This window comes from Costertonia aggregata, from assembly GCF_013402795.1.
Lineage (GTDB): Bacteria > Bacteroidota > Bacteroidia > Flavobacteriales > Flavobacteriaceae > Costertonia > Costertonia aggregata.
This window is the reverse complement of record NZ_CP058595.1, coordinates 49,064-75,199: the sequence shown is the minus strand read 5'-3', so window position 1 is coordinate 75,199 and position 26,136 is coordinate 49,064. Positions and strand designations below refer to the sequence as shown.

The following is a 26,136-nucleotide window of genomic DNA, read 5'->3' as shown; positions in this document are numbered from 1 at the left end:
GTTGGAGGAAACCATACTTTCTGTGTGAGGCAAATATGTGAACAAAAAAGATAAAAAAAAAATGAAATCATATTGAATTTCCCCTTTTTTTTTCTCATGTTCGGACTCCTAAAAACCCATACTTTTAAATATATTGTTTTTAACCGATAAATTATGCATTTTAACACAATTTCTTTTCGGGTACGATATGGCGAAACTGATCAAATGGGAGTGGTATACCATGGCAATTACCCGCAATATCTAGAAATGGGCAGAGTAGAGTGGTTAAGGGAATTGGGTATTTCTTACAGAAACATGGAAGAAAACGGTACTATGTTACCAGTTATTTCTTTACGGTTGAATTATAAAAAATCGGCAGTCTATGACGACCTCATTACCGTAGAGACAAAACTGGTGAAATTACCATCGGTAAGGATAGAATTTGATTATACAATTTATAACGAAGCCAAGGAAGTTCTGGTAGAAGGGAATACAGTTCTGGCTTTCATCAATATGAAAACCAAAAGGCCGACGAAATGTCCCGATTATGTTTTGGAAAAAATAAAAAACGCCATCTAATTTTCCATTCGTTCAATACCAACGCCGTAAATTTCCTCAAAAACCTTCTCAATTGCTTCTGAATCATTTTTACGAACGGAAAACATGAGTTCGCAGGTAATTTCATGGGTTTGGGAAATAATATTCAATTGTTTTTATTTAATGGTACGCATAACAATATCCATTTCTGGGTATCCAAATTTGAGCTTAAAATGCACGTTTACTGTTCTTTCAACAATATTAGATACCTCCAAGGCCATTTGAGCTGCGGTTTTGTAAGCACTTATCAAACCGCCGACCCCTAATTTTGTGCCACCAAACACCCTGACTACGGCAACAAGTACGTTGGTCACGCCAAAAGATTGTATTTGCCCGTAAATGGGCAGCCCTGCCGAATTATTGGGCTCGCCATCATCGTTCGTACGGTAGGTTAAGGTTTCAATGCCCGATTGCCATGCATAGCAAATATGATTGGCCGAGCTATGCTTTTTGTGTAGAGCGGCAATTATGGGTTTTACGGCATCTTCATTTTTTATGGGAAAAGCATACCCATAAAACTTACTTTTCTTTTCCTTAAAAAGAATTTCGGGGGAAGGTTTTTTTAATGTTTTGTATGTATCGGTTTCTTTTTTCATCAGGATAGGGCAACTAATAAAATACTGATTATGGCCAGAACAATACCGCCCCAATTTTTCAAGCTTATTTTTTCCTTGAAAAGTACAATCCCCAGTAAGGTAGAAAACATAACGATGGCTACGTTATTTATGGTAAAGATCGATGCGCTGTTCAATGTGTCGTTCTGTAGGGCTTTCAATAAAAAAAATATGGAAAAATAGTTGGGGACGCCCAGACAGATTCCGCCCAGAACATTTTTATAATTAACGGTCAAAGGTTTTTGTACATATCGTATCAAGATGTAAGCTATGCCGATGATCGCTGCTGCCGCAAAAACCGTCGCGGAGAATAACGAGAATTCAATAGCTTTTACATAGTTTTCTTGAAGATACTTTATACTCGTATCAATAACACCGGAGCCTAAAAACACCAAAACCGGAAGCAAAATGACCGATTTTTGAACCGTTATACTTTTCTGCTTTACAGATGCAAAATACACTGCGGCCAGTGCCAATACAATGCCTATGATTTTTAATGCGCCCAATTCTTCTTTATATACAAATACCCCAAAAAGTACCGGAAGGGCCAATGACATTTTGGTGGCTACCGACGCTACCGAAACCCCCAATTTTTGGGATGTAGCGGCCATAAGGTTAAACACCAGAATAAATAAGAACCCCAAACCCAAAGTACCCAAAAACCATGATTTATTGGGTATTTCAACCACACTAATGTTTCCTTTATAAAAGAAAAGCCCGGCGGCACACGCTACTATGTAGTTGACGATGATGGCATAGATGGTCTGTACCTTGTACAGCGAGAACAGCTTAAAAATAACGAATATTAAACTTGAGAAAAATACGCTGAGTGCCAGATATAGCATATCAAAGTTTGGTTTTTAATTGTATGATATCTTCTTTCCCTACTTGAATGTTCCAACAATGAATACCCAATGTAGAGGCAGCTTCGGTATTTTCGGAAGTATCGTCTATGAAAAGTGTTTCTTCTGCTTTTAGTTTGTTTTGGGCCAGTACAAATTCATAAATATTGGTATTGGGTTTTCTCATATTTATCTCGTGCGAAAGATAAAATCGCTTAAAACAGTTTTTAAATCTTTCATATTTTTTGGTTCCCATAATTTTTCTCACATGGGCAATATGCAAGGCATTGGTATTGCTTAGGAGAAATAGGCTATATTTTTCTTCTTTAGCCAGTTCTTCCAAAAAGCGTAAGCGATAATCTGGAAAATCCAATAGCATCGCATTCCATATGGTTTTAATTTCTTGTTTGGAAGCCTTCGGGTAAACGGCTTTTAATGTGTCTATAAAATCAGCAGTAGTCATTCTACCTACCTCGAACAGATTATTTGCTTTTTGAAGCTTGGGAGATAGCTTTGAAGTGCCACCAAATTTTTCAATTTCTTTGAAAATAATTGCTTTATCCAGATTAATGAAAACATCCCCGAAGTCAAAAATGATGTTCCTAATCATTCCGATAGGTTTTTAGGATGTCGGTTCCTATCTGTTGCACATTCATTGATTTCCCCGATATATCGGGCGCTTGTATTCCTTTTTTAATGGTTGGTTTTCCAATGAAAACACGGGCCTCGTCCCATAAATTTTCATCAATAAAGTTCTGTAAGGTCTTTGAGCCACCTTCTACCAGTAGGCTGGTAAAATTGTATTGCCAAAGTATATTGGCAATTTGTTCGGCCAATGGTTTGGAAAAATCCATTATTTCATAATTGATGCCTTTCACGTATTTATTGGCGTTTTTTGTTTCGGTCAGTATCAAAGTGCCAATACTTTTATCCATGACATGATGTTCTGCATCAATTTTCAAAGTTCTGTCTATGATGACCCTAAACGGATTTTTCCCCGTCCAATCCCGTACATTCAATCTGGGATTATCGGCCATTACCGTATTCGTGCCTACTAAAATAGATTGCTCCTCAGAACGCCATTTATGTACCAATTGTTTAGAATACATGTTACTGATCCAGTAGGGTTGGGGCGTTTTCTTTCGTTCTTCAATATCTGGGGCTAAAAAGCCGTCCGAAGACTGTGCCCATTTGAGTATGATATAAGGGCGTTTGTTTTCTTGAAATCTTAAAAACCGCTTATGATGTTCCCTACAGGTTTTCTTCAATATGCCAGTAGTAACTTCGCATCCTGCCGACCTTAATTTTTCGATACCCTTTCCGGCAACCAAGGGATTGGGGTCTAAAATGCCCACAACAACCTTTGGTATTTTGTGTTTACCGATCAAATCGGTACACGGGGGCGTTTTGCCGTGGTGGGAACAAGGTTCCAAGGTCACATACAGCGTAGCTTTTGATAATACGGATATATCGCCTACCGAGTTTATCGCATTGACTTCGGCGTGCGGTCCGCCATATGCACTTGTATACCCTTCCCCGATAATTTTTTCGTTATGTACGATCACTGCTCCCACCATTGGGTTGGGTGCTGTGTAACCGAGTCCGTTTTGGGCGATTTCAATGCAGCGTAAAATATATTTTTCATGTATATTCACGTCACAAAAATAGGATATTAAAACTGATTGTTTTTACGGTTATGCATACGGCTATCATTAGGGAAATAAGACCAGGCGACAATGTGGAGGTTGCCCAGGTAATTCGTAAAGTTTTGGTTGACCTGGGTGTTCCCAAAGTTGGGACAGCCTATGCCGACAAAGCTTTGGATAGCATGTACGAAAATTATAATGTACCTAAGGCCACGTACTTTGTTGTGGAAGAAAATGACCGGCTGCTGGGCTGTGCCGGTGTGGCCCAATTACAAAATTATGATGGTAATGTATGCGAACTCCAAAAAATGTATTTTTTAGAGGAAGCCAGGGGTAGGGGCATTGGCGCCAGAATGATGAAGCTTTGTTTGGACAGAGCTAAGGAATATGGTTTTGAACAGGTTTATATTGAAACGATGCCCTTTATGAAAGCTGCCCAAAAGCTTTACAAAAAATCTGGTTTCGAGTATATAGATGCCCCCATGGGAGATACCGGGCACTATTCTTGCCCTGTTTGGATGTTGAAAAACCTAGATTGATATTATGCTCCTAAGAGAAATCAAATCCATTTACCATAAAGAGTTAGATGAAATATATGGGAAAGAAGAAGTTGATAGCTTCTTTTATATTTTGATAGATCATTATTTGGGTCTTGAGCGTTTTATTTTGGCCTTACAGCCAGAACTCATTATTTCAAAAAGTGAGGAGCAACCCCTTTTCAAAGCATTATCGCAACTCAAGTTATGCAAACCCATTCAACATATTACCGGGCTAGCCCATTTTATGGATATGGATTTTTACGTAAACGAGACTGTATTGATACCTAGACCCGAAACGGAGGAATTGATACAATGGGTTATGAATTACTTGGAGAGCAGGCGCAGTCAACACCTGAGAATTTTGGATATAGGCACCGGAAGTGGCTGTATTGCGATTTCGTTGGCAAAAAACATTCCCGACGCTAAAGTATTTGCCCTTGATATTTCTAAAAAGGCACTTGAAGTCGCTCAAAGTAATGCTAAATTGAACAAAGTGGATATCAGTTTTCTACAAACGGATATTTTAGAGGAAAGGCCATTATTGGGCAATTCAACTATATTTCGTTCTAAATTTGATGTTATGGTATCCAATCCGCCCTATGTTAGGGAAATTGAAAAACAAGAAATGCATGCAAATGTTTTGGCGCATGAGCCAGGGCGGGCTCTGTTTGTCCCAGACGATAATCCGTTGGTTTTTTATGAGGCAATTGCAAATTTTGCCGATAAAAATTTGATTGAAAATGGAAGTTTGTTTGTAGAAATCAATCAATATTTAGGAAAAGAAAACCAAGCCCTTTTTAAGGCACATGAATTTTCAGCAATTGAACTCAAAAAAGATATGTTCGGTAATGACCGAATGATACATTGTAAAAAATGATGAAAAGTATTGTAGTGTTTTGTGGTAGCAGTGAGGGGAGTCATCCTGAATATATGCAGCAGGGTTATGTTTTGGGCAAAACCCTGGCAAATGAGGGAATTACCTTGGTATACGGTGGGGCAAAAATTGGTGTTATGGGAGCTGTTGCCAATGGAGCTTTGGAAACCAATGGCAAGGTAATCGGCGTAATCCCCCATTTTTTAAAGGTACGCGAAGTATTTCACACTAATTTAAGCCAATTGATCATCACGCAAGACATGCACGAGCGCAAATTAAAAATGCATGAATTGTCAAACGGTATTATAATGCTCCCGGGCGGTTATGGTACTTTGGAAGAATTTTTTGAAATGTTGACCTGGGGTCAGTTGGGATTGCACCAATATCCAATCGGTGTCTTGAACACTAATGGCTTTTACGATGAATTGATCGCCATGCTGGCCAAAATGGTACATCAAGGTTTTGTAAAAAAGGAGAATTATGATATGATTTTGGTAGATGATACGGTAGATGGATTACTTTTAAAAATGAAAAAGTATCAGCCAGTACCATTACTAAAATGGATTACTAAAGACCAATTATAATGACCGATCAACAAAAAATAGAAGCGCTTCGCAACGAACTTCGTGAACATAACCACAATTATTATGTTATGGATAATCCTACGATTTCCGATTACGAATTTGATATGAAACTCAGGGAGTTGCAAGCTTTGGAAAAGCAACATCCTGAATGGTTCGACGCCACTTCACCAACATTACGGGTCGGCGGTACGGTAACCAAGAATTTTGAGACCGTTCTACACAATGAACGCATGTATTCTTTGGACAACTCATACTCCAAAGAGGATTTAGAGGATTGGGAAAAACGTATCCAACGTATTTTAGGAGACGTAAAGATTGCTTTTACCTGTGAGCTAAAATATGATGGTGCAAGTATAAGCCTAACATACGAACATGGTAAATTAGTACGTGGATTGACCCGTGGGGATGGTGTTCAAGGTGATGATGTTACGACAAACATTAAAACCATAAAATCTGTACCCTTACAGTTACAAGGCGATTACCCTCCGAAATTCGATATCAGGGGCGAAATAGTTTTACCATTTGAAGGTTTCGCTAAAATGAACGCAGAACGTATAGAAAACGGGGAAGAACCTTATATGAACCCCAGAAACACAGCTTCGGGGAGCCTAAAACTACAGGACAGTACATTGGTAGCGCAAAGACCGTTGGATTGTTTGTTGTATGGTATCGTTGGTCAAGATACCGGTATCGAGACCCAATGGCAAATGTTGGAGAAAGCCCGTGCCTGGGGATTTAAAGTACCAACCGTTGCCAAACTCTGTAATTCTGTAGACGAAGTTTTGGCATTTGTGGAATATTGGGACATACACAGGCATGATTTGCCCTATGAGACCGATGGTGTTGTAGTCAAAGTGAACAGTTTGCAGTATCAAGAAGAATTGGGATTCACTTCAAAATCGCCCCGTTGGGCCATGGCCTATAAATTTAAGGCCGAACAGGTTTCAACGGTTTTGAGGAAGATCACTTACCAAGTAGGGCGCACAGGAGCCATAACTCCGGTCGCCAATCTTGAACCTGTGCTTTTGGCTGGGACTACGGTTAAAAGGGCATCGTTACACAATGCCGACCAAATTGCCAAGTTTGATATACGTGAAGGAGATACGGTTTTTGTAGAAAAAGGTGGGGAGATTATCCCAAAAATCATCGGAGTAGATTTTACCAAACGCCCGCTAGAATCAAAACCTACCCAATATATTGACCACTGTCCCGAATGCCATACGGTATTGGAGCGCACCGAAGGTGATGCCAAACATTATTGTACCAATTATTACGGTTGCCCTGTTCAGATTACGGGGCGTATTCAGCACTTCATCTCCCGAAAGGCCATGGATATTGAAGGGATGGGCAGTGAAACCGTGATATTGTTGTTCCAAGAAGGTTTGATAACCACTTATGCCGATTTGTACAAGTTGACGAAAGAACAGATAATGCCTTTGGAGCGTATGGCAGAAAAATCGGCCGAAAATTTGGTAAATGGCGTGGCACAATCGGTAAAAATTCCCTTTGAACGGGTACTGTTTGCTTTGGGAATTCGTTTCGTGGGAGAAACTGTCGCTAAAAAATTGGCCAAGGCCTACAAAAACATTGATACCTTAATGTCGGCTTCGGCCGAAGAATTGACTGCCGTAGATGAGATAGGGGAACGTATAGCGCAGTCAGTAGTGGAGTTTTTTCAAAATGAGGCCAATAGGGAAACCATTGCTAGACTTAAAAGCTATGGGGTTCAATTTGAACTTTCTGCGGAAAAGCTTGAAAACCAAACTGAAAAACTAAAAGGACAAACATTCGTGGTTTCCGGTGTGTTCGAAAAGGTCAGTAGGGAAGAATTAAAAAAACGTATCGAGGACAATGGGGGCAAAGTGGGTTCTTCGGTTTCTTCCAAAACTACATATTTAGTGGCCGGGGATAAAATGGGGCCTAGTAAACGTACCAAAGCGGAAAATCTAGGAGTACAAATTATCTCTGAGGACGATTTTTTAGAGATGGTTTGATTTTTTGCAAAAATAAGCTCTTTCATTACCACTAATTTGTATTCCATCACAGTTTTGTTACGAAATTTAAGGTCAAACCTTATGCTTTTGAGGTTATTTCTTTAAGCTATTTCGTCATTTCGAACGTAGTGAGAAATCTCATTGTAAATTCACAATGTATCAGATTTATTCTGTACCATGTTCTTAATGATAACCTTACCCGGAGGTATCTTATTCTTGCAAAAAACATGTGTTTCAAATTTATTGAGGTTCATCTAAGGTAGATTTATAATTTAAACCTATTAAAAGTCTTAAAAGAATTAGTCAGTATGTTGACACTATTTTTATCAATAAAACTTGGATAAAACAACGATAAGCACACATAGAAAAAAGAAGGGAAAATAAGAAGCCTTAAAAATTTGGTTTTCATTGTAATCAAAAATGGCAGCTTTATTTTTAGCATACGTAATCAAATTCCATGTAGATAGAATAATCATACCATAGGTTATAAAATAAAAGTACTCCATAAATATCAAATCGGCCGTTATAATTTCCTTTCGCATATCTATGTGCGAAAAAATTAGAACAAAGAAAAAAGCGGCCATACCTTCAATGATACCTTGGCGTTCCTCAGTTTTGGAACAGGCAACAATGAGGATGAACATCATGATCAAGGTTACGAAAATGGGTATCAGGTAAGTCACGAACGTATTGAGTAGAATTCGCCGTAGATCAATGTTAAAGTGAAGTATAGGTACTTCCTCGAACATAGTTTTGGAGCCGTACCCGAAATCGGTATCATAAGATTCCACCGAATAGTTAAAATAACTTCCCATTATTTTATTGCCAGAGATTTTTACATTGGGGTTTAAACCTGCTTTTTGGCTCGGGTTGGTAAATTCATAGCTTGCGAGATCAGGCGTGAAAATCAATTTGTCCTCTTGGTTTACAGGAACTATCTCTATATTGATATGGCGTTTGTCCAACGGAAAATTTTCGTAGTTCAAATACTGTTGCAATGTTACCCTAAAATCCCATCCAATAAGCATGTAACCCAAGCTTGCCTGGGTGGCTTCAAACTTTTTTCTGTACACTTCCTCGATGAATGATGCTTCGGCAAATGGCGATGTTTGAGGTAAGCGAAAACCTATTTGAACACTATCGATGATATCAAGAGGATATTTTTGCCAAATCGTGCCGCCCACATTTAGGTTATAGCTGTTCTCAAAAGCCATCCGCTGAATGAAAATCCCTGTGGGAACAGGTACGTATTTGGAGAGCTTTAAGGTCTCGAGCCTTATATTCTGTTGATTTATAAAACTGCCCAAACTATTTATATCGGCGATTGGCGGGCTTTCTTCCAAGGTTGTTTTTCGACTGCCCGTATGTTCCAAATAGCCTATTAAAAATATATTGGAAATCAATAAAATAGTTGCCAATATACTTAACTGCCATATCTCTTGCCTATCTAAATAATCTTTGTTGAAATATATGGCAATGATGATGAGCAAAAAAGCCGATAACAACAAGGCTAGTTTTATAAACCTATGGTTCAATGCCGAGGTACTGTCCAGCAGCTCATTTTTATAAAACATCAGCCCAATTCCCCAATCAGACGAAGGAATATGGTCATAGTAAAAAAGTACTTGGTCCTCTCTTTCTTTATCTTCAAATTCTATATTGCCGGTATCTCCCCGCAAAAGTGCTTCATAAGATTGTTTTAGGGAATCGTTTTCAAGGGTTTTGGTAACTTCGGAAAGATTTTTGGTACCGATGTAATCGTTTATGGGATGTGACAAAAAATTGCCCTCATTTGATATGACCATACCATAACCTGTTTTGCCTATGCTTAATGAATGTACCAAGTTTTTGAATCCGCTCGTTAAAAAACTCATGGTAATGGTACCGCGTACTTGACCTTTTTTTGGTCCTGAGGCGTATGTGAAGGGTATACCAAAATCCACATACCAGTCTTTGGCCGCTTCGGCAAAATAAGGCTCTACCCATTTGGCACCATGGTTACGAACGCTTGTATACCAAAGACCGCTATCATTGCTTTCATCGGTATAATCATAGCTCTCCCCAACATTGATATAGCTTCCCGTTCCCTTGTCATAATAGGGACAATACAACTCCCTGTCCCCAGAAAAGGCATACTTTTCGTAGCAGGCGGTAATGCCTTGTAGGGCAGGGATTTTTAAGGAACTCTCTTTTATGATATGCTCAATTTCCTGAGTGGTGTAATCATTGGCCCCAAAGTCTTTGGCCAATCGCTCGCCCTCGGTAACGATAACGGATAAAACGGAATCTATCTGATTTTTTAAAAGTATGGTGGTCGCTTTTCCTTTTTCCTGTATAAAGGCGTTTCGTTCTTTGGTAAAGCTATAGTATTCGTATACATGATACAGCAATATCGTGAAGATGATAAGGGAGCCGCCGTACAATATTTTTTTTACCATGTTTTAAAAATATAGCCCAATATTGATATTAAATCTACTCTCCCAACCGTTATCCGACATCCCGGTGGTCAGGGCATCTGCAGAATCCGGTCCCAACCAAGGTTGGTTTAGCCCACTTGCATAGTCGACATAAATATAAACATGTTTCATTGAAATCAGCATACCCAGTATGTTCATTTGGGTATCTTCCCAAGTTGACACCGCTTTATCCATAAAAGAATAATCATTGTAGACTTGAACGGATTGTATTATTTTTTTGTTTAATGGAATGGTGTAGGCCAAACCAACGGAGTAGATATTGGCCCTTGCCGCTGTGTTATACGGAAAGTTATAGGCAGCCATTTCAAGAACGTCGTTACTCTCGCCATCAAGATTTTTAGGCCTGTTGTGGTAACTTATAAGTTGTGTTTTTAGGTTCCATCGCATATAATCCATTTCATAATGAATGCCCAAAGCGGCATGGCTTCCCATTTCCTTAGTGTCTAAATTCCATATTCCCCCATATTGAAGGGTTGTGCCCATGATATGCTTAGCTTCTTCCCCAACCGTATAATTAAACCGAAAATTTGCCTGGTTTACCTCTTTATTACGACCGGAAATATCATAAGAATATCTTGATGTAGAAACGGGGTCATTATCGCTTAGTGTTAAATCCTCTGCGTTTTTGTAGAACCCAAAATCAAATCTAAGTTTCTCGTTTTCATAACTATAACTAATCCCCATATCATGGTCGTCCTCAAAACCCAAATAAAAAGGTAGTTGAAAAAACCAACTATGCGAATTAAACTGCTGGGGCCCAAAATAAGCAGGAATCAAACCAATTTTGAAATGACTGTTCTTATTAATATTATATTGGGCCCAGCCATACTTTAAGAATGCGCCGCCGAACGCCGATGAATAAAAACGTTGGTCTACGTGAAGTTCCCAATCTTTGTAAACTGCATCTGTAGTAATTCGAAATACCTCAAAACCAAAATCACCACCTCTTTTTTTTTGATTTGGTTTCCAACTAGAATAATTGTAATTGTACCGTAATGCGCCCCCTAAGTTCAATTTAAACTTGGAATCTTCGTTTTCTTGCGCACGGGTAGGCAAAAAAGAACAGCTAATGAAAAAAAGGATGAATGGGTATTTCATTGTTGATTTCAGGCGATAGGTATTTCACAGTCAACAATATAGTTAAAATTTTAACATTTAACCTAAACCGATAGTTTCTGTATTTTTGATATAAACCAATTACATGATAACCAATACCACAAGAAGATTTTGGTATATCCTTAAATCTATTTTTGCTTTTTTACTTAGATATCGATATTTCAAAAAATGGTTCTGGGCTCCTTTGCTGTTATTAATGATAGGTTTTACGTTGCCGCAACAAATGGTCGTTCCGGTCGAAGGCGCAACAAGAAATAGTTGGGACAAGGATTCTTTTTGGGCATACCCTTGGGGAACTTCTATCACCCATAAGGGAATTGATATTTTTGCTTCAAGGGGAACCAACGTTGTCGCCTCTACCAATGGTATTGTCATATACACCCATGAAGGAGGAAAAGGCGGTAAAACCGTTATGGTATTAGGCCCTAAATGGCGATTTCATTATTATGCCCATTTGGACGAAATAAAAACATTTATATTCAAACCTTTAAAGAGAGGTCATTTGATCGGAACTGTCGGTGACACAGGAAACGCAAAAGGCAAGCCACCACATTTGCATTACGCCATAACAAGCCCTTTTCCCTATTTAAGCCGGTACGATTCGGTGTCCGTTCAAGGATGGAAAAAGATGTTTTATCTAAATCCGGATACATGGCTACGAAACTAAAAACCCTTTATTATGAAGACCCTAAACGATGACTCGGAATTTTATGAAGCATTACAAAAGCAATTTCCGCCTGCTGAATGGCCACTATCCCTACAGGCTTTATGGTATGCCGCCAATAAAAACTGGAAGGCGTCACATGAGATTGCCCAAGACCTAAATACGGTTATTGGAAGTTGGATACACGCCCATCTACATAGGGTTGAAGGTGATGCTTATAATGCTGGGTACTGGTATAGCAGGGCCAAGAGACCGTTTGCAAAAAATGATTTTGATGAGGAGCTGCACGAAATCCTAAATTATGCAATTCAAGTTAGTTATTGATGCACTTTTGAAAGCATATGCTATTTTCAATGCCTGAATATTGTCCGTAATTGGGAATAATGTGGTAGCTACTTTTTCTGTACAGTGCCAAGGCTTCAGGTTGTTTTTTGCCGGTTTCCAATATACAGTGGGTATACCCCAGTTCTTTTGCCCAAACCTCTAAAGCCTGTAGAATTGATGTCGCTAAACCTTTGCCCCTTGCTTTGGGTACAGTGTACATACGTTTTATCTCTACGGTATCACCATCGAATTGCTTTAGGGCACCACAGCCGATCGGTTTTTTGTTTTGATAGGCAACAATGGTATGGTTTAGGCCTTCGATACCGTTGAATTGATCATAAAAACCGTGGTCTTCCCCATCCCTTTGGGCGAGATCTGTATCAAGTTGAACGACCAATTTTATAAAGTCTCGATTTGTATTTGTTGTTCTGATCAAAGAAAGCATCGCTATCAAACCTTTATGGAAACTCCTTGCGCATTGACCTCATTTTTTGAATCAAAATAAAAGTCTATTCGACCTAAGTTGATTCCAAAACATCCCACTTGATTTATCAATACCTGATTTCCTTTTCTGTTTTCACGTATAGTAGGTTTGTCCAAAAAAGTATGGGTATGGCCACCTATGATCAAGTTGGTGTAATCGGTTTTTGATGCGAGTTTGAGATCATTGGGCCTTTGCTCATTTTCATAAGTATAACCCAAGTGGGAAAGGCAAATAATCAAATCACATTTTTCTTCTTCTTTCAATTTGCGTTCGCTGTCCAAGGCAATTTCATAGGGGTTTAAATATTTGGTTTCCTTATATAATTTTTTGGTCACAAGACCTTCCAATTGTATTCCCAAACCATAGACTCCAATTCTAAGTCCGTTTAATACATAAACCTTGTAAGGCTTTGTTTTACCGTTCATAACGGTATTGGTAAAATCATAATTGGCCGTTATCAAATCAAATTTCGCATTGGGCAATTGTGTGAACAGCCCACCGATACCATTATCAAAATCATGATTACCAAGGGTTGCGGCATCATATTTTAGTATGCTCATTAGTTTAAACTCGATTTCTCCGCCGTAAAAATTAAAGTAGGGAGTTCCCTGAAAAATATCACCTGCATCAAACAACAGGGTATTCGGGTTTTCATTGCGTATAGTTTCCACTAAGCTGGCCCTACGGGAAAGCCCACCTAGGTTAGGATATCTGGAGTGATTTTGCGGAAAGGCATCAACGTGGCTATGCACATCATTGGTATGTAATATGGTTATGTGCTTTTGAGCTCCTGTGCAAGAGTTCAATGAAAAACCTCCTAAGCCTAAAAAAGCCGTTGAAGCCGTTGTTTTTGATATAAATTTTCGTCTATCCATTACTTCAATTTCATAAAGCGATCATCCACGGTAGGTGCTATGGTATCTACTTTTTTAAAATAATCTATTATCGTATTTCGGATGAGATAATCTGTCTCCACGACCGAGACCTTTTCTGCAAAAAATCCCATATCGTCGCCCCCAGTGACCAAATAGTTTGATGTGGCCACATAGTAATTACGGTTTTCATCAAAAGGTTCTCCCTGTATGGTTATCGATTCCAAACCGTTGTTCTTGTCCAAAAGAATCTGTATCCCAGCGATAGGGTGGGGCCGTCCTGATTGTATCAAAAAAGAGGTCAACTCCCTTACCGACTTACCGGTTAGCTCTACAACGACGACGGTGTTTTCAAACGGCATTATCTCATATGCTGTTCGGGCAGATACGTGCCCTTTGGAAATAATTGAGCGAATACCACCGTGGTTTAAAAGAACAAAATCTATATTTTTTCCGGTACGCGTTTTAAAAATAGGATTGGCTTCTGAAAGCACAATATCAGCGAGCAAATTTCCCGCAGTTGTATTGAGCAAGCCATCATCTTTAGATATGGTCTTAGCTGCAAAAGCCAAAGTACTGTCCAATATGTAGTCTATTCTTTTTTTATAGGGTGTTATGAATTCCAGAATGGTATCGGTTTCCGGGAGGGAGTCTTTTATTGCTATCTGTTCGGCTCTTATGCTACTTAGGCGTTGTTCTTTTCTGTTGCAGGATAAACCTAAAATTAATGTTATGAATATAACAAAATGTTGTGTTTTTAAAATCATAAACCTTTATATCTTGCTCATATAATTGAACGGATATTATTTACATTTGTAAAAATGTAAAAGTACATGTTTTTAAAGGGAATTAAGGATAAATTTAAATACAAATCCGGTCTAAAATTCTTGAAGGAAGCACTTGCCCATCCTGCTCCGCCCGTTATGCGTTCCAAGGGGATAACCTCTTTGGCCTGTATAGTGGATTTGGATTCTTTTGATGATGCAAATCTCTTTTTTGAATTTATTGACGAGTTCAAATTAAGGCCCAATGCAGTCAAGATTATTGGCTATAAAAATTATTATGACAAAAACTCACCATATGCCACACCGGTTTTCTCCGATAAGGATTTGGGGTGGAACGGGGCTATTGAAAACAGTTATGCCTTGGAGTTTTTGAGTCGGGAATATGATGTATTGGTAAACTATTACAATTCTGAAAGTTTGTTGATGCAATTAATGACCTTACAGACAAAAGCTCGTATCAAAGTAGGTTTTGGTGAGATGGATAAAGCATATAACGATCTTATCATAAATACACCTTTGAGCGATTTTAAGACCTTTAAGAAAGAACTGAAAAAATATTTGTCCGTTCTCAACGAAATTGAATAATGGAAAAGTTTGTCGGCACGGGTGTAGCATTGGTCACACCTTTTAAAAAAGATTTGTCCGTAGACGTTGATGCACTGCAAAACATCGTAGCGCATAGTATTGATGGTGGAGTTGATTATTTGGTGGTATTGGGCACTACGGGAGAATCGGTTACCTTGGGTAAAGCGGAAAAGCAATTAGTGATGGATACCGTTGTGACCGTAAATGCAGGTAGGTTGCCACTCGTTTTAGGTGTGGGTGGTAACAATACACATTTGGTCTGTGAGGAATTGAAAACATTACGATTACAGGAATTTGATGGTATACTTTCCGTATCACCTTACTACAATAAGCCCACCCAAGAAGGTATCTACCAACATTTCAAGGCAATTTCTGAAAGTTCCCCTTTACCGATTATTGTGTACAATGTACCCGGTAGAACCGGCAGTAACATCTTGCCTAAAACCACGTTGCGTTTAGCAAATGATTTTGAAAATATCATTGCGGTAAAAGAAGCATCAGGCGATTTGGTACAGATTATGCAAATAATCAAGCATAAGCCGACGGGATTTCATGTGATTTCGGGAGATGATATTACAGCTTTGCCAACGGTTTTGGCAGGTGGATCAGGCGTTATATCGGTATTGGGTCAGGGATTACCGTCCGAGTTTTCAAAAATGGTTCGTAGTGGGCTCAATGGCGAACAAGAAAGTGCTTATCAAACCCACTATCAACTTACAGAGTTGATGGAACTTATTTTTGAAGAGGGGAATCCCGCAGGCATAAAAACAGTATTCGAAACCTTAGGGCTTTCTTCGGCAACCGTTCGTCTTCCCTTGGTAGAAGCCTCAAATATTTTGAAAGAAAAAATCTCAGAGGCTATCAAACCTTTTGTCAAGGTGAGTGTGTAAGGTATTCGTTAAATTTTGGGATTAACGTTAAATGTTAGCCAAAAGGGTTGTTAAACCCACAACTACCCGCTATTTTCGGAAGTTAAAATGTTTTTTATATCCATTTGTAATACCTAATTTTGCAAAATGTTTTTAAAAATGCGAAAACTTCTTTTTTTATCTCTGGCGTCTTTGGTTTTAACATCCTGTAGCGAGTACCAAAAAGTACTTAAAAACGAAGATGTTAAGGCGAAATATGAAATGGCGGAAAAATTTTACGATGAAGGTGATTTTAAGAGAGCTAACCGTTTGTTTGAACAAATAGCACCCAAATATATAGGAAAGCCTCAAGGAGAGCGGGTCATGTTCTTTTTTGCGGATTCATATTTTCAGAAAAAAGACTACTATCTGGCAGGCTATCAATTTGAACGTTTCATAAAGTCCTATCCAAAAAGCGACAAAGCGCAACAGGCTTCTTTTTTGGGAGCCAAAAGTTCCTACATGTTGTCCCCAAGATATTCTTTGGACCAAACGGATACCGATAAAGCGCTTTCCAAATTGCAAACCTTTATCAATACCTACCCCAATTCGGAATATTTGGCCGAAGCCAATATCATGGCAAAGGAGCTGACCACAAAAAAAGAGAAGAAAGCACTCGAAATCGCCAAACAGTTTGATAAAATAGGGGCTTGGGACTACCAGCGCTTGATTTCCGCTATTGCTGCATTCGATAATTTTGTCACTGATTTTCCCGGATCCGTATACAGGGAAGACGCTCTGTACTACAAATTTGAGGCTTCTACCAATTTGGCCCTGAACAGTACGCCCAATAAAAAGAAAGAAAGGCTACAAAACGCCAAGGCCGCATATCTAAACCTCAAAAAGTATTTTCCGAACACGCAATTTGAAAAAAAGGCGGAAGACTTGAACGAAAAGTTAGAAAAAGAATTACAGGATTATTCCAAATAATTATACAAGCATATGAACGATTTAAAAAATTCCAAAGCTCCGGTATCTACCGTTACCATTAATAAAAATGAGTTCGACGTTAAGACCGACAACATTTACGAGGCAATTTCGATTACAGCAAAAAGAGCGATACAAATCAATTCTGAGATTAAGAAAGAGCTCTTGGAAAAGTTAGAGGAATTTGCCACCTACAGTGACAGTTTAGAGGAAGTTTTTGAAAACAAGGAACAAATTGAAGTTTCCAAGTTTTACGAAAAGTTGCCAAAACCCCACGCCATGGCCGTTATCGAATGGTTAGAGGATAAAATATACTACAGGAATACAGAAAAGGACGCATAGTCATGTTGAGCGGTAAAAATATCCTTCTAGGTATAACGGGAGGTATAGCTGCTTACAAAACTACTTTTTTGGTTCGCTTGTTGATTAAGGCTGGTGCCCATGTTAAGGTTATTTTAACAGATAGTGCCGGCTCTTTTGTCTCACCGCTGACCCTTGCAACACTTTCCAAGAATCCGGTATTGACATCTTTTGTGAGTCAGGATGAAAATTCTTTGGATTGGAACAATCATGTAGAATTGGGGCTTTGGGCCGATGTAATGGTTATAGCACCGGCAACGGCCAACACACTGTCAAAAATGGCCAACGGTACCTGCGATAATCTCCTGTTGGCCACTTATCTATCCGCAAAGTGTACGGTTTTCTTTGCTCCAGCGATGGACTTAGACATGTATAAGCACCCGTCTTCCCTAGCGTCTTTTGACAAATTACAGTCCTTTGGTAACATTATGATTCCTGCCACCTCTGGTGAGTTGGCCAGTGGGTTGCATGGCGAAGGCCGCATGGCCGAACCCGAGGATATTGTCACATTTTTACAAGACCATTTTTCGAAAGGGCTTCCACTTTTTGGGAAGAAGGTTTTGATAACGGCCGGGCCTACCTATGAAGCTATTGACCCAGTGCGCTTTATTGGCAACCATTCTTCCGGGAAAATGGGTTTTGAACTGGCCAAAAGGGCAGCTGATCTAGGAGCCGAAGTATTGCTTGTTTCCGGTCCTTCCCATTTGGAATTAACTCATAGTTCTGTTACGATCGAGCGGGTTACCTCTGCTGACGAAATGTACAAAGCTGCACACAAAAGCTATGAATCGGTTGATTTTGCCATATGTGCCGCAGCTGTTGCCGATTACAGGCCTAAGACCATAGCTGATGAGAAAATTAAGAAGAAAGACGATGAGCTGGCTATTACCCTGGTGAAAAATAAGGACATTCTATTTTCTTTGGGCGAAAAAAAACAACGGCAATATTTAGTGGGCTTTGCCTTGGAAACCGAAAACGAAGTTGAAAATGCCAAGGGTAAGCTCCAAAGAAAAAACTTGGATGCGATTGTTTTAAACTCACTGAACGATTACGGTGCCGGTTTTGGCACAGCTACGAATAAAATAGCGTTCATAGATAAGAATCTTGATATTAAAACGTTTGAACTAAAGAGCAAGGCCGATGTTGCTTTGGATATTTGGAATGAAATCATAGCACACACAAATGCGTAGAGCGTTTTTTTTTACATTATTTTTTGTTTTTACATTATCCGTAACGTCACAGGAACTTAATTGTACCGTTACCGTAAACGCAGATCAAGTGAGCCAAACCAATCAGCAGATTTTTAAAACATTGGAGCGTTCACTTAACGATTTTGTGAACAAAACCAAATGGACCAATAAAATTTATAAGGAAAACGAGCGTATAAATGCGCGAATGTTCATTACGGTAACCAAGTTTGATTCCAATAGATTTGAAGCCAGTATACAGTTACAATCCTCTAGACCGGTATTCAACACATCATACGAGACACCTATTTTCAATTATAAAGATGATAAATTCAATTTTGAGTATATTGAATTTCAACCACTGATATATAATGAAAACCGATTTGATTCTAATTTGGTAGGTGTCATTTCATATTACGTTTATTTAATGTTGGGGCTAGATGCCGATACGTTTGCTTTGGAAGGTGGCACCGATTTTTATAAAAAAGCCCAGGATATCGTAGGCCAGGCACAAGGCTCCGGTTTTGGAGACTGGAATTCAGCTACCGATAACCGTACACGTTTTATTTTGGTAGACAATCTATTGTCCAACACTTTTAGGGAATACAGGATTGCCATGTACAACTATCACAGAAAGGGTATGGATATTATGGCCGATAATAATAGTACGGGAAAGCAGATAATCGCCGGTTCCCTAAAATTGTTTGAAACCTTGATCAGTAGGCGACCGAACGCTTTTTTGATACAGACTTTTTTTGACGCCAAGTCCGAAGAAATACAGAACATTTTCTCAGATGGTCCCAAGGTCGATATTGTCAAGCTTAAAGAAACCTTGAACAAGGTAGCCCCGTTTTATGCCAGTGAATGGAGCGCAATAAAATATTGATGTCCATTTTTTTCCCTTGTTAGATCAATTATCTTTACGGCAATAATTATTTGACTATTGCTAACGAACCTTTCTATAAAAAATTATGCCTTAATTGACCAATTGAATGTTTCTTTTGGCCAAGGCTTTACCATTATTACCGGTGAGACCGGAGCGGGAAAATCCATTTTGTTGGGCGGCCTGTCATTGGTTTTGGGCAAACGGGCCGACTTATCCGCTTTACGAAATACCGATGAAAAGTGTATCATCGAGGCTGAATTTTCGATAGAGGAATACCACCTGAAATCCTTTTTTTCCGATAATGATTTGGATTATGAACCAAAGACCATAATTCGCAGGGAGATTCTGCCCAGTGGAAAATCAAGGGCATTTATAAACGATACCCCGATTACCTTGGGCATTTTGTCAAAATTGGGAAACAGGCTTATAGATGTGCATTCGCAACACCAAACACTTCAATTGACCGACAACGACTTTCAGCTCAAGGTTATCGATGCATTGGCGAACAATACACCAGTATTGAAAGAGTATCGATCTATTCTCAAAATCTATAGAAAAGCCCATGGTGAACTGGAAGAAATGGAGCAATTTCAACAAAACTCATTAAAAGAGCTTGATTATAACAGTTTTTTATTGAAAGAACTGGAATCTGCCCCATTAAAAGCAGGGGTTCTAGAAGAGTTGGAAGAACACTACGAGCAGTTGTCCAATGTAGAAACCATTATGGAACAACTTTCCAAAGGACATCAGCTTTTAAACGACGAACAAATCGGGATCGTGAATCTTTTGACCGAATTGAAAGTGGTTTCCAATAGGCTATCGACTTATGGTAATAGCTATAATAGCTTGAACGAAAGAATTCAGTCGGTTTTTTTGGAAATCGACGATATTGCCGACGAACTGCAATCCTTGGAAAGTACCCTAGAGGCGGATCCCAATCTTTTGGAAGAAGTCAACGGAAAATTGCAGCTATTGTACGATTTGCAGAAAAAACATGCTGTACAGAGTATCGAAGATTTGCTTAAGATCAAAGAAGAACTGGCCCAAAAAGTCGATGCCAGCGAAAATATAACATCGCAAATCACAAAAAAAGAAGCAGAGATCAAAACACTGGAAAAAGAGCTTACTACTACGGCCAGCACTTTGCACACAAATCGTGCTAAAGTAATTCCTGTTTTACAAAAGCAATTGGCAGAGAAACTTTCTATGTTGGGCATGCCCAATGCTACATTCAAGATAGCTTTGGAAAAAGTATCGGAATTCAAGAGCAGCGGTACCGATGATTTGGTGTTTTTGTTTTCGGCCAATAAAGGGGGAAGTTACGGTGAGCTTAAAAAAGTGGCTTCCGGTGGCGAGTTATCCCGTATTATGTTGACCATTAAATCTATACTTACTAAATATGAGCAATTGCCCACGATGATGTTTGATGAGATCGATACTGGTGTTTCGGGCGAAATCTCCAACCAAATGGGAGAGATTATGCATCAAATGAGCCGTACTATGCAGGTTTTCTCGATTACACATTTGCCACAAGTAGCCTCAAAAGGGGACAACCATTATAAGGTATATAAAGAAGATGATGGCGAGAGTACACATACTAAGATGAAACAACTATCTAAGAATGAAAGAATAGTTGAACTGGCCGAAATGTTGGGAGGAAAGTCATTGTCAGATTCTGCTATGGCCCACGCAAAGGAACTTTTGAACTAGTGACGGGTTGTACCAATGGATAATGAACATCTATAAAACACTGCCAACTTATTTTAATATCTTTGAAATCAATTTAACTATAGAAACCAAAAACACATGGCATACAATCTACTAAAAGGAAAAAGGGGAATTATTTTTGGAGCGTTGGACGAGAATTCCATCGCTTGGAAAACGGCTGAAAGGGTACACGCCGAAGGCGGAACTTTTGTTTTGACCAATGCACCTATTGCCATGCGAATGGGGCAAATAAACGAATTGGCCAAAAAAACCGGTTCTGAAATAGTTCCTGCCGATGCCACCAGTGAGGAAGATTTGAATAATTTGGTAGCAAAATCAACAGAGATGCTCGGAGGCAAACTGGATTTTGTACTCCATTCCATCGGAATGTCGGTAAATGTTCGCAAAGGGCGAGCCTATACCGATGAAAAATATGATTTCACGACCAAGGGTTGGGACGTATCTGCACTGTCATTCCATAAAGTTATGCAGAGTTTATATAAAGCCGATGCCATGAACGAATGGGGCAGTATAGTCGCCCTTACCTACATGGCGGCGCAACGCACTTTTCCGGATTATAACGATATGGCCGACAATAAGGCATATCTGGAATCTGTTGCGAGGAGCTTTGGATACTTTTTTGGAAAAGAGAAAAAAGTACGCGTCAATACCATTTCCCAGTCACCTACGCCGACCACTGCGGGTCAAGGTGTAAAAGGGTTTGATGGCTTTATCAGCTATGCCGAAAAAATGTCGCCTTTGGGCAATGCAAGTGCTCAGGACTGTGCCGATTATACGGTTTCCTTGTTTTCGGATTTGACAAAAAAAGTGACCATGCAAAACCTCTTCCATGATGGCGGGTTCAGCAATGTTGGCGTTAGCCAAGAAGTTATCGATGAGTTTTCGAAATAAAAATGAATAACATAAGAAAGCCATCCGATGTGTAGGATGGCTTTTTTTGTATATGGCTGTAATGGATTTATATTTTTCATTTATCATTCCGGTATTCAATAGGCCCGAGGAGATTAAGGAGCTTCTTGAAAGTCTAACGGAACAAACGTATACAAAGCCTTACGAAGTTGTAATAATCGAGGATGGGTCTACGAAAAGTGCTAAAGGGGTAGTTGAAGGCTTTTCCAATACATTGAACGTTACCTATTTGGAAAAGGAAAATTCTGGCCCTGGAGATTCCAGAAATTACGGTATGCGCCGGGCTAAAGGGAATTATTTTATCGTGTTGGATTCCGATTGTATTCTACCACCCCATTATTTGGAGACCGTTTCAAGATCGCTTTCTACGGATTATGTGGATTGCTACGGCGGCCCGGATGCGGCCCATACTTCATTCAGTGCGGTACAAAAGGCCATTAATTATGCCATGACCTCATTTTGGACGACCGGAGGTATTCGGGGGAGCAAAAAAAGCGTGGATAAATTTCAGCCACGTAGTTTTAATATGGGAATTTCCAAAAAAGCATTCACTGCTACCGGAGGGTACGGTAATATTCACCCCGGTGAGGATCCAGATCTTACGATTCGTATGTGGAACAAAGGTTTTCGTACCAAGTTGTTGTCGAATGCCTTTGTGTACCATAAACGCCGTATTGATTGGAATAAATTTTTCATTCAGGTACATAAGTTCGGTATGGTACGCCCAATATTGAATAAGTGGCACCCTACGACCGCCAAGTTTACTTATTGGTTTCCTACTTTATTTTGTTTTGGATTTTTGGTTTCGACAGTATTGGTGTTTTTTGGTATAATTTGGCCTCTCTTGGGTTACGCTATTTATTTTGTGCTTCTCTTTTTCGATTCGCTTTTCAAGAATAAAAGTTTGGTCATTGCGTTCTTATCCTTGGTGGCGGTAATGATCCAGTTTTATGGGTATGGATACGGTTTTTTAAAATCAGCTTTCTTGGTTAACTTTAGCCATAAGCAGCCCAAAGAAATTTTTCCAAAACTATTTTTTAAAACAAAAACAGTGTGATAAACCGCATTAAAAAAAGACTTGACCGTAGGAAAGTGAAAATTTTTCTACTTTTTTTGTTGTGTTCCGGTGCGGCATGGTTTGTTAGTAAATTGTCTGAATCATATACAAGTTCAGCAACCTTTGATTTATCCTACATAAACGCACCAGATACTTTACTATTGGTAAATACCCCTAAAGAAATGGTAGATGTCAAATTAAGGGCCAGCGGTTTTCAGTTTTTGGGCTTCAATTTTAAGAATAAGAAAATACGTATTGATTTGGATAAGGTAAAAACCAAAGGTTTCACCTACTTTGTTCCGCAACAGGAATATAGAAAACAGATTGAGCGGCAATTGTCCAACACCATGGAACTCATTGAAATGGACAGTGATACGCTCTTTTTTAAGTTCAAGAGACTTTACAAAAAAAAGGTGCCTGTTGTACCAAGGTTAATGGTTGATCTGGCACAGAATTTCATGCTGGAAAACTCGTTGAGGGTAACTCCCGATAGTGTAACGATTACGGGGCTAAAAGAAGATATTGATACCATAAGCAACATACGTACCGAAAAAAAGCTTCTGACCGATGTAACTTCGAGTTTTTCTGAAAAAATGGCGCTTTCAAAATCGAACGGATTAAAATTTGTAAAACTATCGGAGCAAAAAGTTAAGGTCACAGGTAAAGTGGTACGTTTTTCCGAAAAGGTGATAGATGTTCCCGTTACGGTCATCAACCTTCCAAAAGATGTGGAATTGCGAACGTTTCCCAATGTGATATCAATATTGTGCAAGGCCAAGATAGAGCAGTTAAAAAAGCTGGAGACTTCTGATTTTAAATTGGTAGTCGATTATAATTCGATCAACGACCATTCCAACAAACTCCTTAGGGTCAACTTGGTCAAAAGCCCTAAAGGATTGCATAGTGCCAGACCCTTGGATGTAGAGGTAGAATATATATTGAAACGCCAATGATAACAGTAGGACTTACCGGTGGTATTGGTAGCGGAAAGAGTACCGTGGCCAAAATGTTCAAAAAGCTGAATGTACCCGTTTATGTATCTGATAAAGAGGCGAAAAAATTGATGCGTTCTTCCAAAAAAATTAAGAAAGAGCTCATTTCGCTTTTTGGTGTTGAGGCATTTAAAGACGAAAAGTTAAACAAAACCTTAATTTCCGACATAGTTTTCAAGGATAGGGAAATGTTGAAAAAGTTAAACAAAATTGTACATCCTGCTGTAAGAAAGCACTTTAAGGCTTGGTCGGCAAAACAAAAAGCCCCGTATGTTGTTCAAGAAGCTGCCATAATTTTTGAGAACGGTACTCACGATTTTTATGACAGGATAATTTTAGTGACAGCACCTCAAGAATCTAGAATTCAAAGAGTTATGAAAAGGGACAATGTGCCCATAGAAAATGTTGTGGCACGAATAAAAAATCAATGGCCCGATTCAAAAAAAATTCAGATGGCAGATTATGTCATAGAGAACTCCAATTTAGCGGAAACCCATCAAAAAGTAAAGGCCATACATAACGCTCTCCTTGACTATTGCTAGGGGTACGGAATTTTAACATTTTTGTTAAGGTTTGGTTAAACACACATTCCTATAGATGTTTAATTTCTAATTTTACGAATAGATGAACAAGAAACTATTCCTTCTTCTGGTTATCTTAATGAGTTTATCCCTAATAGGAATAATTTTTGTTCAAGGCTATTGGATCAAACAATCGTTTGATGATAAGGAAAATCAATTTTCCAATACAGTGTCCGAAGTTCTGGACAGGGTTATCGAGAAAATTGAAGATAGGGAAATGAGGGATTACTCCAATAGGTTCATAAGTCTTAAAGATAGTGTTGGGGAAGTAAAATCTTCCCATGCCAGCAGTATTTTTTTTATTGACCGGGATATTAACACCAACGAGATATTGGCGTATTCCCACGGTATTTTGGAAGAGGATTACAATATAGCGTCTACGTTCTTTGACAATGGTAGTGATAGTGACACTACGACAATTAAAAATTTTATAAGTAAACGTACCAAAACAACGTATAAAGAAGATTTTGGACTTGATGGTAAAGGATATAAGCTAACGCCGATACAAAAACTTGAAAAAATAGGGGGGCTAACTTCTGTAGAAAAAGCTGCATATAATGACGTGTACAGAGAGTTTGCCAAGAAAGTACCCATTCATAAAAGAGTGTCGACACAAGAGATTGAATTGCGTTTGGATAGGGAACTTAAAGAAAAAGGGATTGATATAGATTACGAGTATGGTATTTACAGTAAAGGTTTACCTACCAAAATAAAATCGGATAAATTCAGGTTTGCCAATACCACACTTTATAAGTCGCCTATTTTTTCGGATAGTGAGGGAAGAAGTAATTTTTCGCTCTTGATTTCTTTTCCCAAGAAAAAGAAATTTTTGTGGCAGTCTATTTTGGGTATGGCCATATTGTCGCTTATGTTCACTTTGATAATTGTCATTGCCTATTCCAGTGCCATTTATCAGTTGATAAAGCAAAAACAGATTTCCGAGATCAAATCAGATTTTATCAACAATATGACGCACGAATTCAAAACACCTATTGCGACCATTAATTTGGCGGTAGAAGCCATAAAAAATCCAAGAATAATAGAGGATAAGGATAAAGTTTTTCGCTATTTACGAATGATACGTGATGAGAATAAGCGTATGCATGCCCAAGTGGAAAACGTTTTAAGGATATCAAAACTGGAGAAAAACCAGCTGGATATCAGTAAGGATAGGGTAGATGCCCACGACATAATAACCGATGCGGTAACACATGTAGAACTAATAGTTGCAGATAGGGGCGGTTATGTAAATACCCACCTAGATGCACAACGTTCAGATGTTTTGGCAAACGATATGCATTTTACCAATGTATTGGTAAATATATTGGACAATGCGGTAAAATATTCCCCTGAAGCACCTAAAATTGATGTATATACTGAGATAGCAAAAAATTATATCATCATAAAAATACAGGACCAAGGTGCAGGTATGAGCAAAGCGGTCTTGAAAAAAGTTTTTGAAAAGTTTTATAGAGAACATACAGGGGACCTACATAACGTAAAAGGACACGGTTTAGGCCTGTCTTACGTAAAGAAAATAATAGATGATCACCAAGGTGAGGTTTATGCGGAAAGTGAAAAAGGAAAAGGAAGCACTTTCTATGTGAAACTACCTTTAATTTAAA

At 38.9% G+C, this 26,136-nt stretch carries 27 protein-coding genes and 1 pseudogene; 19 read left to right on the top strand and 9 right to left on the bottom strand.

Translation table 11 applies throughout. The annotated features are described in order from the left end of the window. The first annotated feature begins 153 nt into the window (after positions 1 to 153). Positions 154 to 558, top strand: coding sequence for an acyl-CoA thioesterase (locus HYG79_RS00370; RefSeq protein WP_179240203.1), 405 nt, complete (start codon positions 154 to 156; stop codon positions 556 to 558). On the opposite strand, the pseudogene HYG79_RS00365 reads toward HYG79_RS00370, so the two are convergent. The 4 genes and pseudogenes from HYG79_RS00365 to ribD all read right to left on the bottom strand — a co-directional run bounded on the left by HYG79_RS00365 (position 555) and on the right by ribD (position 3,687). Further along, positions 555 to 1,172, bottom strand: a pseudogene (locus HYG79_RS00365) (IMPACT family protein). The gene HYG79_RS00370 and the pseudogene HYG79_RS00365 sit on opposite strands and share 4 nt — an antisense overlap. Continuing rightward, on the bottom strand, positions 1,172 to 2,035 hold the full coding sequence (locus HYG79_RS00360; RefSeq protein ID WP_179240202.1) for a DMT family transporter: 864 nt from the start codon (positions 2,033 to 2,035) through the stop codon (positions 1,172 to 1,174). The pseudogene HYG79_RS00365 and the gene HYG79_RS00360 overlap by 1 nt, the downstream one beginning before the upstream one ends. A gap of 1 nt (position 2,036) precedes the next feature. Next, complete coding sequence (locus HYG79_RS00355) at positions 2,037 to 2,642, bottom strand: HAD family hydrolase (RefSeq protein ID WP_179240201.1); 606 nt, start codon at positions 2,640 to 2,642, stop codon at positions 2,037 to 2,039. Continuing rightward, positions 2,635 to 3,687, bottom strand: a complete 1,053-nt coding sequence (gene ribD, locus HYG79_RS00350) for a bifunctional diaminohydroxyphosphoribosylaminopyrimidine deaminase/5-amino-6-(5-phosphoribosylamino)uracil reductase RibD (protein WP_179240200.1) — start codon at positions 3,685 to 3,687, stop codon at positions 2,635 to 2,637. Before ribD ends, HYG79_RS00355 begins: the two co-directional genes overlap by 8 nt. 41 nt (positions 3,688 to 3,728) lie before the next feature. On the opposite strand from ribD, the gene HYG79_RS00345 reads away from it, so the two are divergent. From HYG79_RS00345 to ligA, 4 genes are read left to right on the top strand one after another with little or no spacing between them, the layout of a single operon-like run. After that, the gene (locus HYG79_RS00345) at positions 3,729 to 4,217 is read left to right on the top strand and encodes a GNAT family N-acetyltransferase (protein WP_179240199.1); all 489 of its coding nucleotides are present in this window, start codon (positions 3,729 to 3,731) and stop codon (positions 4,215 to 4,217) included. A gap of 4 nt (positions 4,218 to 4,221) precedes the next feature. Then, positions 4,222 to 5,094 (top strand): peptide chain release factor N(5)-glutamine methyltransferase, encoded by an 873-nt coding sequence (gene prmC, locus HYG79_RS00340; protein ID WP_179240198.1) that lies wholly within the window; start codon positions 4,222 to 4,224, stop codon positions 5,092 to 5,094. Continuing rightward, complete coding sequence (locus HYG79_RS00335) at positions 5,091 to 5,675, top strand: LOG family protein (RefSeq protein ID WP_317168466.1); 585 nt, start codon at positions 5,091 to 5,093, stop codon at positions 5,673 to 5,675. The genes prmC and HYG79_RS00335 overlap by 4 nt, the downstream gene beginning before the upstream one ends. Beyond that, positions 5,675 to 7,669, top strand: a complete 1,995-nt coding sequence (gene ligA, locus HYG79_RS00330; protein WP_179240197.1) for an NAD-dependent DNA ligase LigA — start codon at positions 5,675 to 5,677, stop codon at positions 7,667 to 7,669. The genes HYG79_RS00335 and ligA overlap by 1 nt, the downstream gene beginning before the upstream one ends. A gap of 326 nt (positions 7,670 to 7,995) precedes the next feature. On the opposite strand, the gene HYG79_RS00325 is transcribed toward ligA, so the two are convergent. Together HYG79_RS00325 and HYG79_RS00320 are read right to left on the bottom strand one after the other, a co-directional pair. After that, complete coding sequence (locus tag HYG79_RS00325) at positions 7,996 to 10,107, bottom strand: PDC sensor domain-containing protein (RefSeq protein WP_179240196.1); 2,112 nt, start codon at positions 10,105 to 10,107, stop codon at positions 7,996 to 7,998. A 3-nt stretch (positions 10,108 to 10,110) separates the two neighbouring features. Next, on the bottom strand, positions 10,111 to 11,244 hold the full coding sequence (locus HYG79_RS00320; RefSeq protein ID WP_179240195.1) for a hypothetical protein: 1,134 nt from the start codon (positions 11,242 to 11,244) through the stop codon (positions 10,111 to 10,113). A gap of 103 nt (positions 11,245 to 11,347) precedes the next feature. Here HYG79_RS00320 and HYG79_RS00315 point away from each other — a divergent pair, with 103 nt between their 5' ends. Both HYG79_RS00315 and HYG79_RS00310 read left to right on the top strand, forming a co-directional pair. Then, positions 11,348 to 11,929, top strand: a complete 582-nt coding sequence (locus HYG79_RS00315; RefSeq protein ID WP_179240194.1) for a M23 family metallopeptidase — start codon at positions 11,348 to 11,350, stop codon at positions 11,927 to 11,929. A 12-nt stretch (positions 11,930 to 11,941) separates the two neighbouring features. Beyond that, a complete protein-coding gene (locus HYG79_RS00310; protein WP_179240193.1) occupies positions 11,942 to 12,250 on the top strand; it encodes a hypothetical protein in 309 nt (102 codons plus the stop codon). Here the strand turns inward: HYG79_RS00310 and HYG79_RS00305 are convergent. The 3 genes from HYG79_RS00305 to HYG79_RS00295 are packed head-to-tail and all read right to left on the bottom strand — an operon-like array spanning position 12,240 to position 14,373. Beyond that, positions 12,240 to 12,695: a GNAT family N-acetyltransferase gene (locus tag HYG79_RS00305; protein ID WP_179240192.1), complete on the bottom strand. Its 456-nt coding sequence runs from the start codon at positions 12,693 to 12,695 to the stop codon at positions 12,240 to 12,242. The two genes, HYG79_RS00310 and HYG79_RS00305, sit on opposite strands and share 11 nt — an antisense overlap. A gap of 5 nt (positions 12,696 to 12,700) precedes the next feature. Then, a complete protein-coding gene (locus tag HYG79_RS00300; protein ID WP_179240191.1) occupies positions 12,701 to 13,609 on the bottom strand; it encodes a bifunctional metallophosphatase/5'-nucleotidase in 909 nt (302 codons plus the stop codon). Continuing rightward, positions 13,609 to 14,373 carry a 5'-nucleotidase C-terminal domain-containing protein gene (locus tag HYG79_RS00295; protein ID WP_179240190.1) on the bottom strand — a complete coding sequence of 255 codons (765 nt, stop codon included), beginning with the start codon at positions 14,371 to 14,373 and terminating at the stop codon, positions 13,609 to 13,611. Before HYG79_RS00295 ends, HYG79_RS00300 begins: the two co-directional genes overlap by 1 nt. A gap of 66 nt (positions 14,374 to 14,439) precedes the next feature. On the opposite strand from HYG79_RS00295, the gene HYG79_RS00290 reads away from it, so the two are divergent. The 12 genes from HYG79_RS00290 (at position 14,440) to HYG79_RS00235 (ending at position 26,135) form a co-directional block, all read left to right on the top strand. Then, the gene (locus HYG79_RS00290; RefSeq protein ID WP_179240189.1) at positions 14,440 to 14,976 is read left to right on the top strand and encodes a DUF6913 domain-containing protein; all 537 of its coding nucleotides are present in this window, start codon (positions 14,440 to 14,442) and stop codon (positions 14,974 to 14,976) included. Continuing rightward, entirely contained in the window at positions 14,976 to 15,866 is an 891-nt protein-coding gene (gene dapA, locus HYG79_RS00285) for a 4-hydroxy-tetrahydrodipicolinate synthase (RefSeq protein WP_179240188.1), read from the top strand. Before HYG79_RS00290 ends, dapA begins: the two co-directional genes overlap by 1 nt. Positions 15,867 to 15,992: 126 nt before the next feature. Further along, positions 15,993 to 16,814 carry an outer membrane protein assembly factor BamD gene (locus HYG79_RS00280; protein WP_179240187.1) on the top strand — a complete coding sequence of 274 codons (822 nt, stop codon included), beginning with the start codon at positions 15,993 to 15,995 and terminating at the stop codon, positions 16,812 to 16,814. A 12-nt stretch (positions 16,815 to 16,826) separates the two neighbouring features. Continuing rightward, positions 16,827 to 17,153, top strand: coding sequence for a DNA-directed RNA polymerase subunit omega (locus HYG79_RS00275; protein WP_179240186.1), 327 nt, complete (start codon positions 16,827 to 16,829; stop codon positions 17,151 to 17,153). A 2-nt stretch (positions 17,154 to 17,155) separates the two neighbouring features. Further along, entirely contained in the window at positions 17,156 to 18,361 is a 1,206-nt protein-coding gene (gene coaBC / locus HYG79_RS00270) for a bifunctional phosphopantothenoylcysteine decarboxylase/phosphopantothenate--cysteine ligase CoaBC (RefSeq protein ID WP_179240185.1), read from the top strand. Beyond that, on the top strand, positions 18,354 to 19,244 hold the full coding sequence (gene porD / locus HYG79_RS00265; RefSeq protein ID WP_179240184.1) for a type IX secretion system protein PorD: 891 nt from the start codon (positions 18,354 to 18,356) through the stop codon (positions 19,242 to 19,244). The genes coaBC and porD overlap by 8 nt, the downstream gene beginning before the upstream one ends. Before the next feature lie 57 nt (positions 19,245 to 19,301). Further along, on the top strand, positions 19,302 to 20,954 hold the full coding sequence (recN, locus tag HYG79_RS00260) for a DNA repair protein RecN (protein ID WP_179240183.1): 1,653 nt from the start codon (positions 19,302 to 19,304) through the stop codon (positions 20,952 to 20,954). A gap of 96 nt (positions 20,955 to 21,050) precedes the next feature. Then, the gene (locus HYG79_RS00255) at positions 21,051 to 21,863 is read left to right on the top strand and encodes an enoyl-ACP reductase FabI (RefSeq protein WP_179240182.1); all 813 of its coding nucleotides are present in this window, start codon (positions 21,051 to 21,053) and stop codon (positions 21,861 to 21,863) included. A 61-nt stretch (positions 21,864 to 21,924) separates the two neighbouring features. Further along, on the top strand, positions 21,925 to 22,938 hold the full coding sequence (locus tag HYG79_RS00250) for a glycosyltransferase (protein ID WP_179240181.1): 1,014 nt from the start codon (positions 21,925 to 21,927) through the stop codon (positions 22,936 to 22,938). 35 nt (positions 22,939 to 22,973) lie between these two features. Next, positions 22,974 to 23,891, top strand: a complete 918-nt coding sequence (locus tag HYG79_RS00245; RefSeq protein ID WP_179240180.1) for a CdaR family protein — start codon at positions 22,974 to 22,976, stop codon at positions 23,889 to 23,891. Continuing rightward, positions 23,888 to 24,472, top strand: coding sequence for a dephospho-CoA kinase (gene coaE, locus HYG79_RS00240; RefSeq protein ID WP_179240179.1), 585 nt, complete (start codon positions 23,888 to 23,890; stop codon positions 24,470 to 24,472). Before HYG79_RS00245 ends, coaE begins: the two co-directional genes overlap by 4 nt. 82 nt (positions 24,473 to 24,554) lie before the next feature. Beyond that, positions 24,555 to 26,135, top strand: a complete 1,581-nt coding sequence (locus tag HYG79_RS00235; RefSeq protein ID WP_179240178.1) for a sensor histidine kinase — start codon at positions 24,555 to 24,557, stop codon at positions 26,133 to 26,135. The last annotated feature ends 1 nt before the right edge of the window (position 26,136 follow it).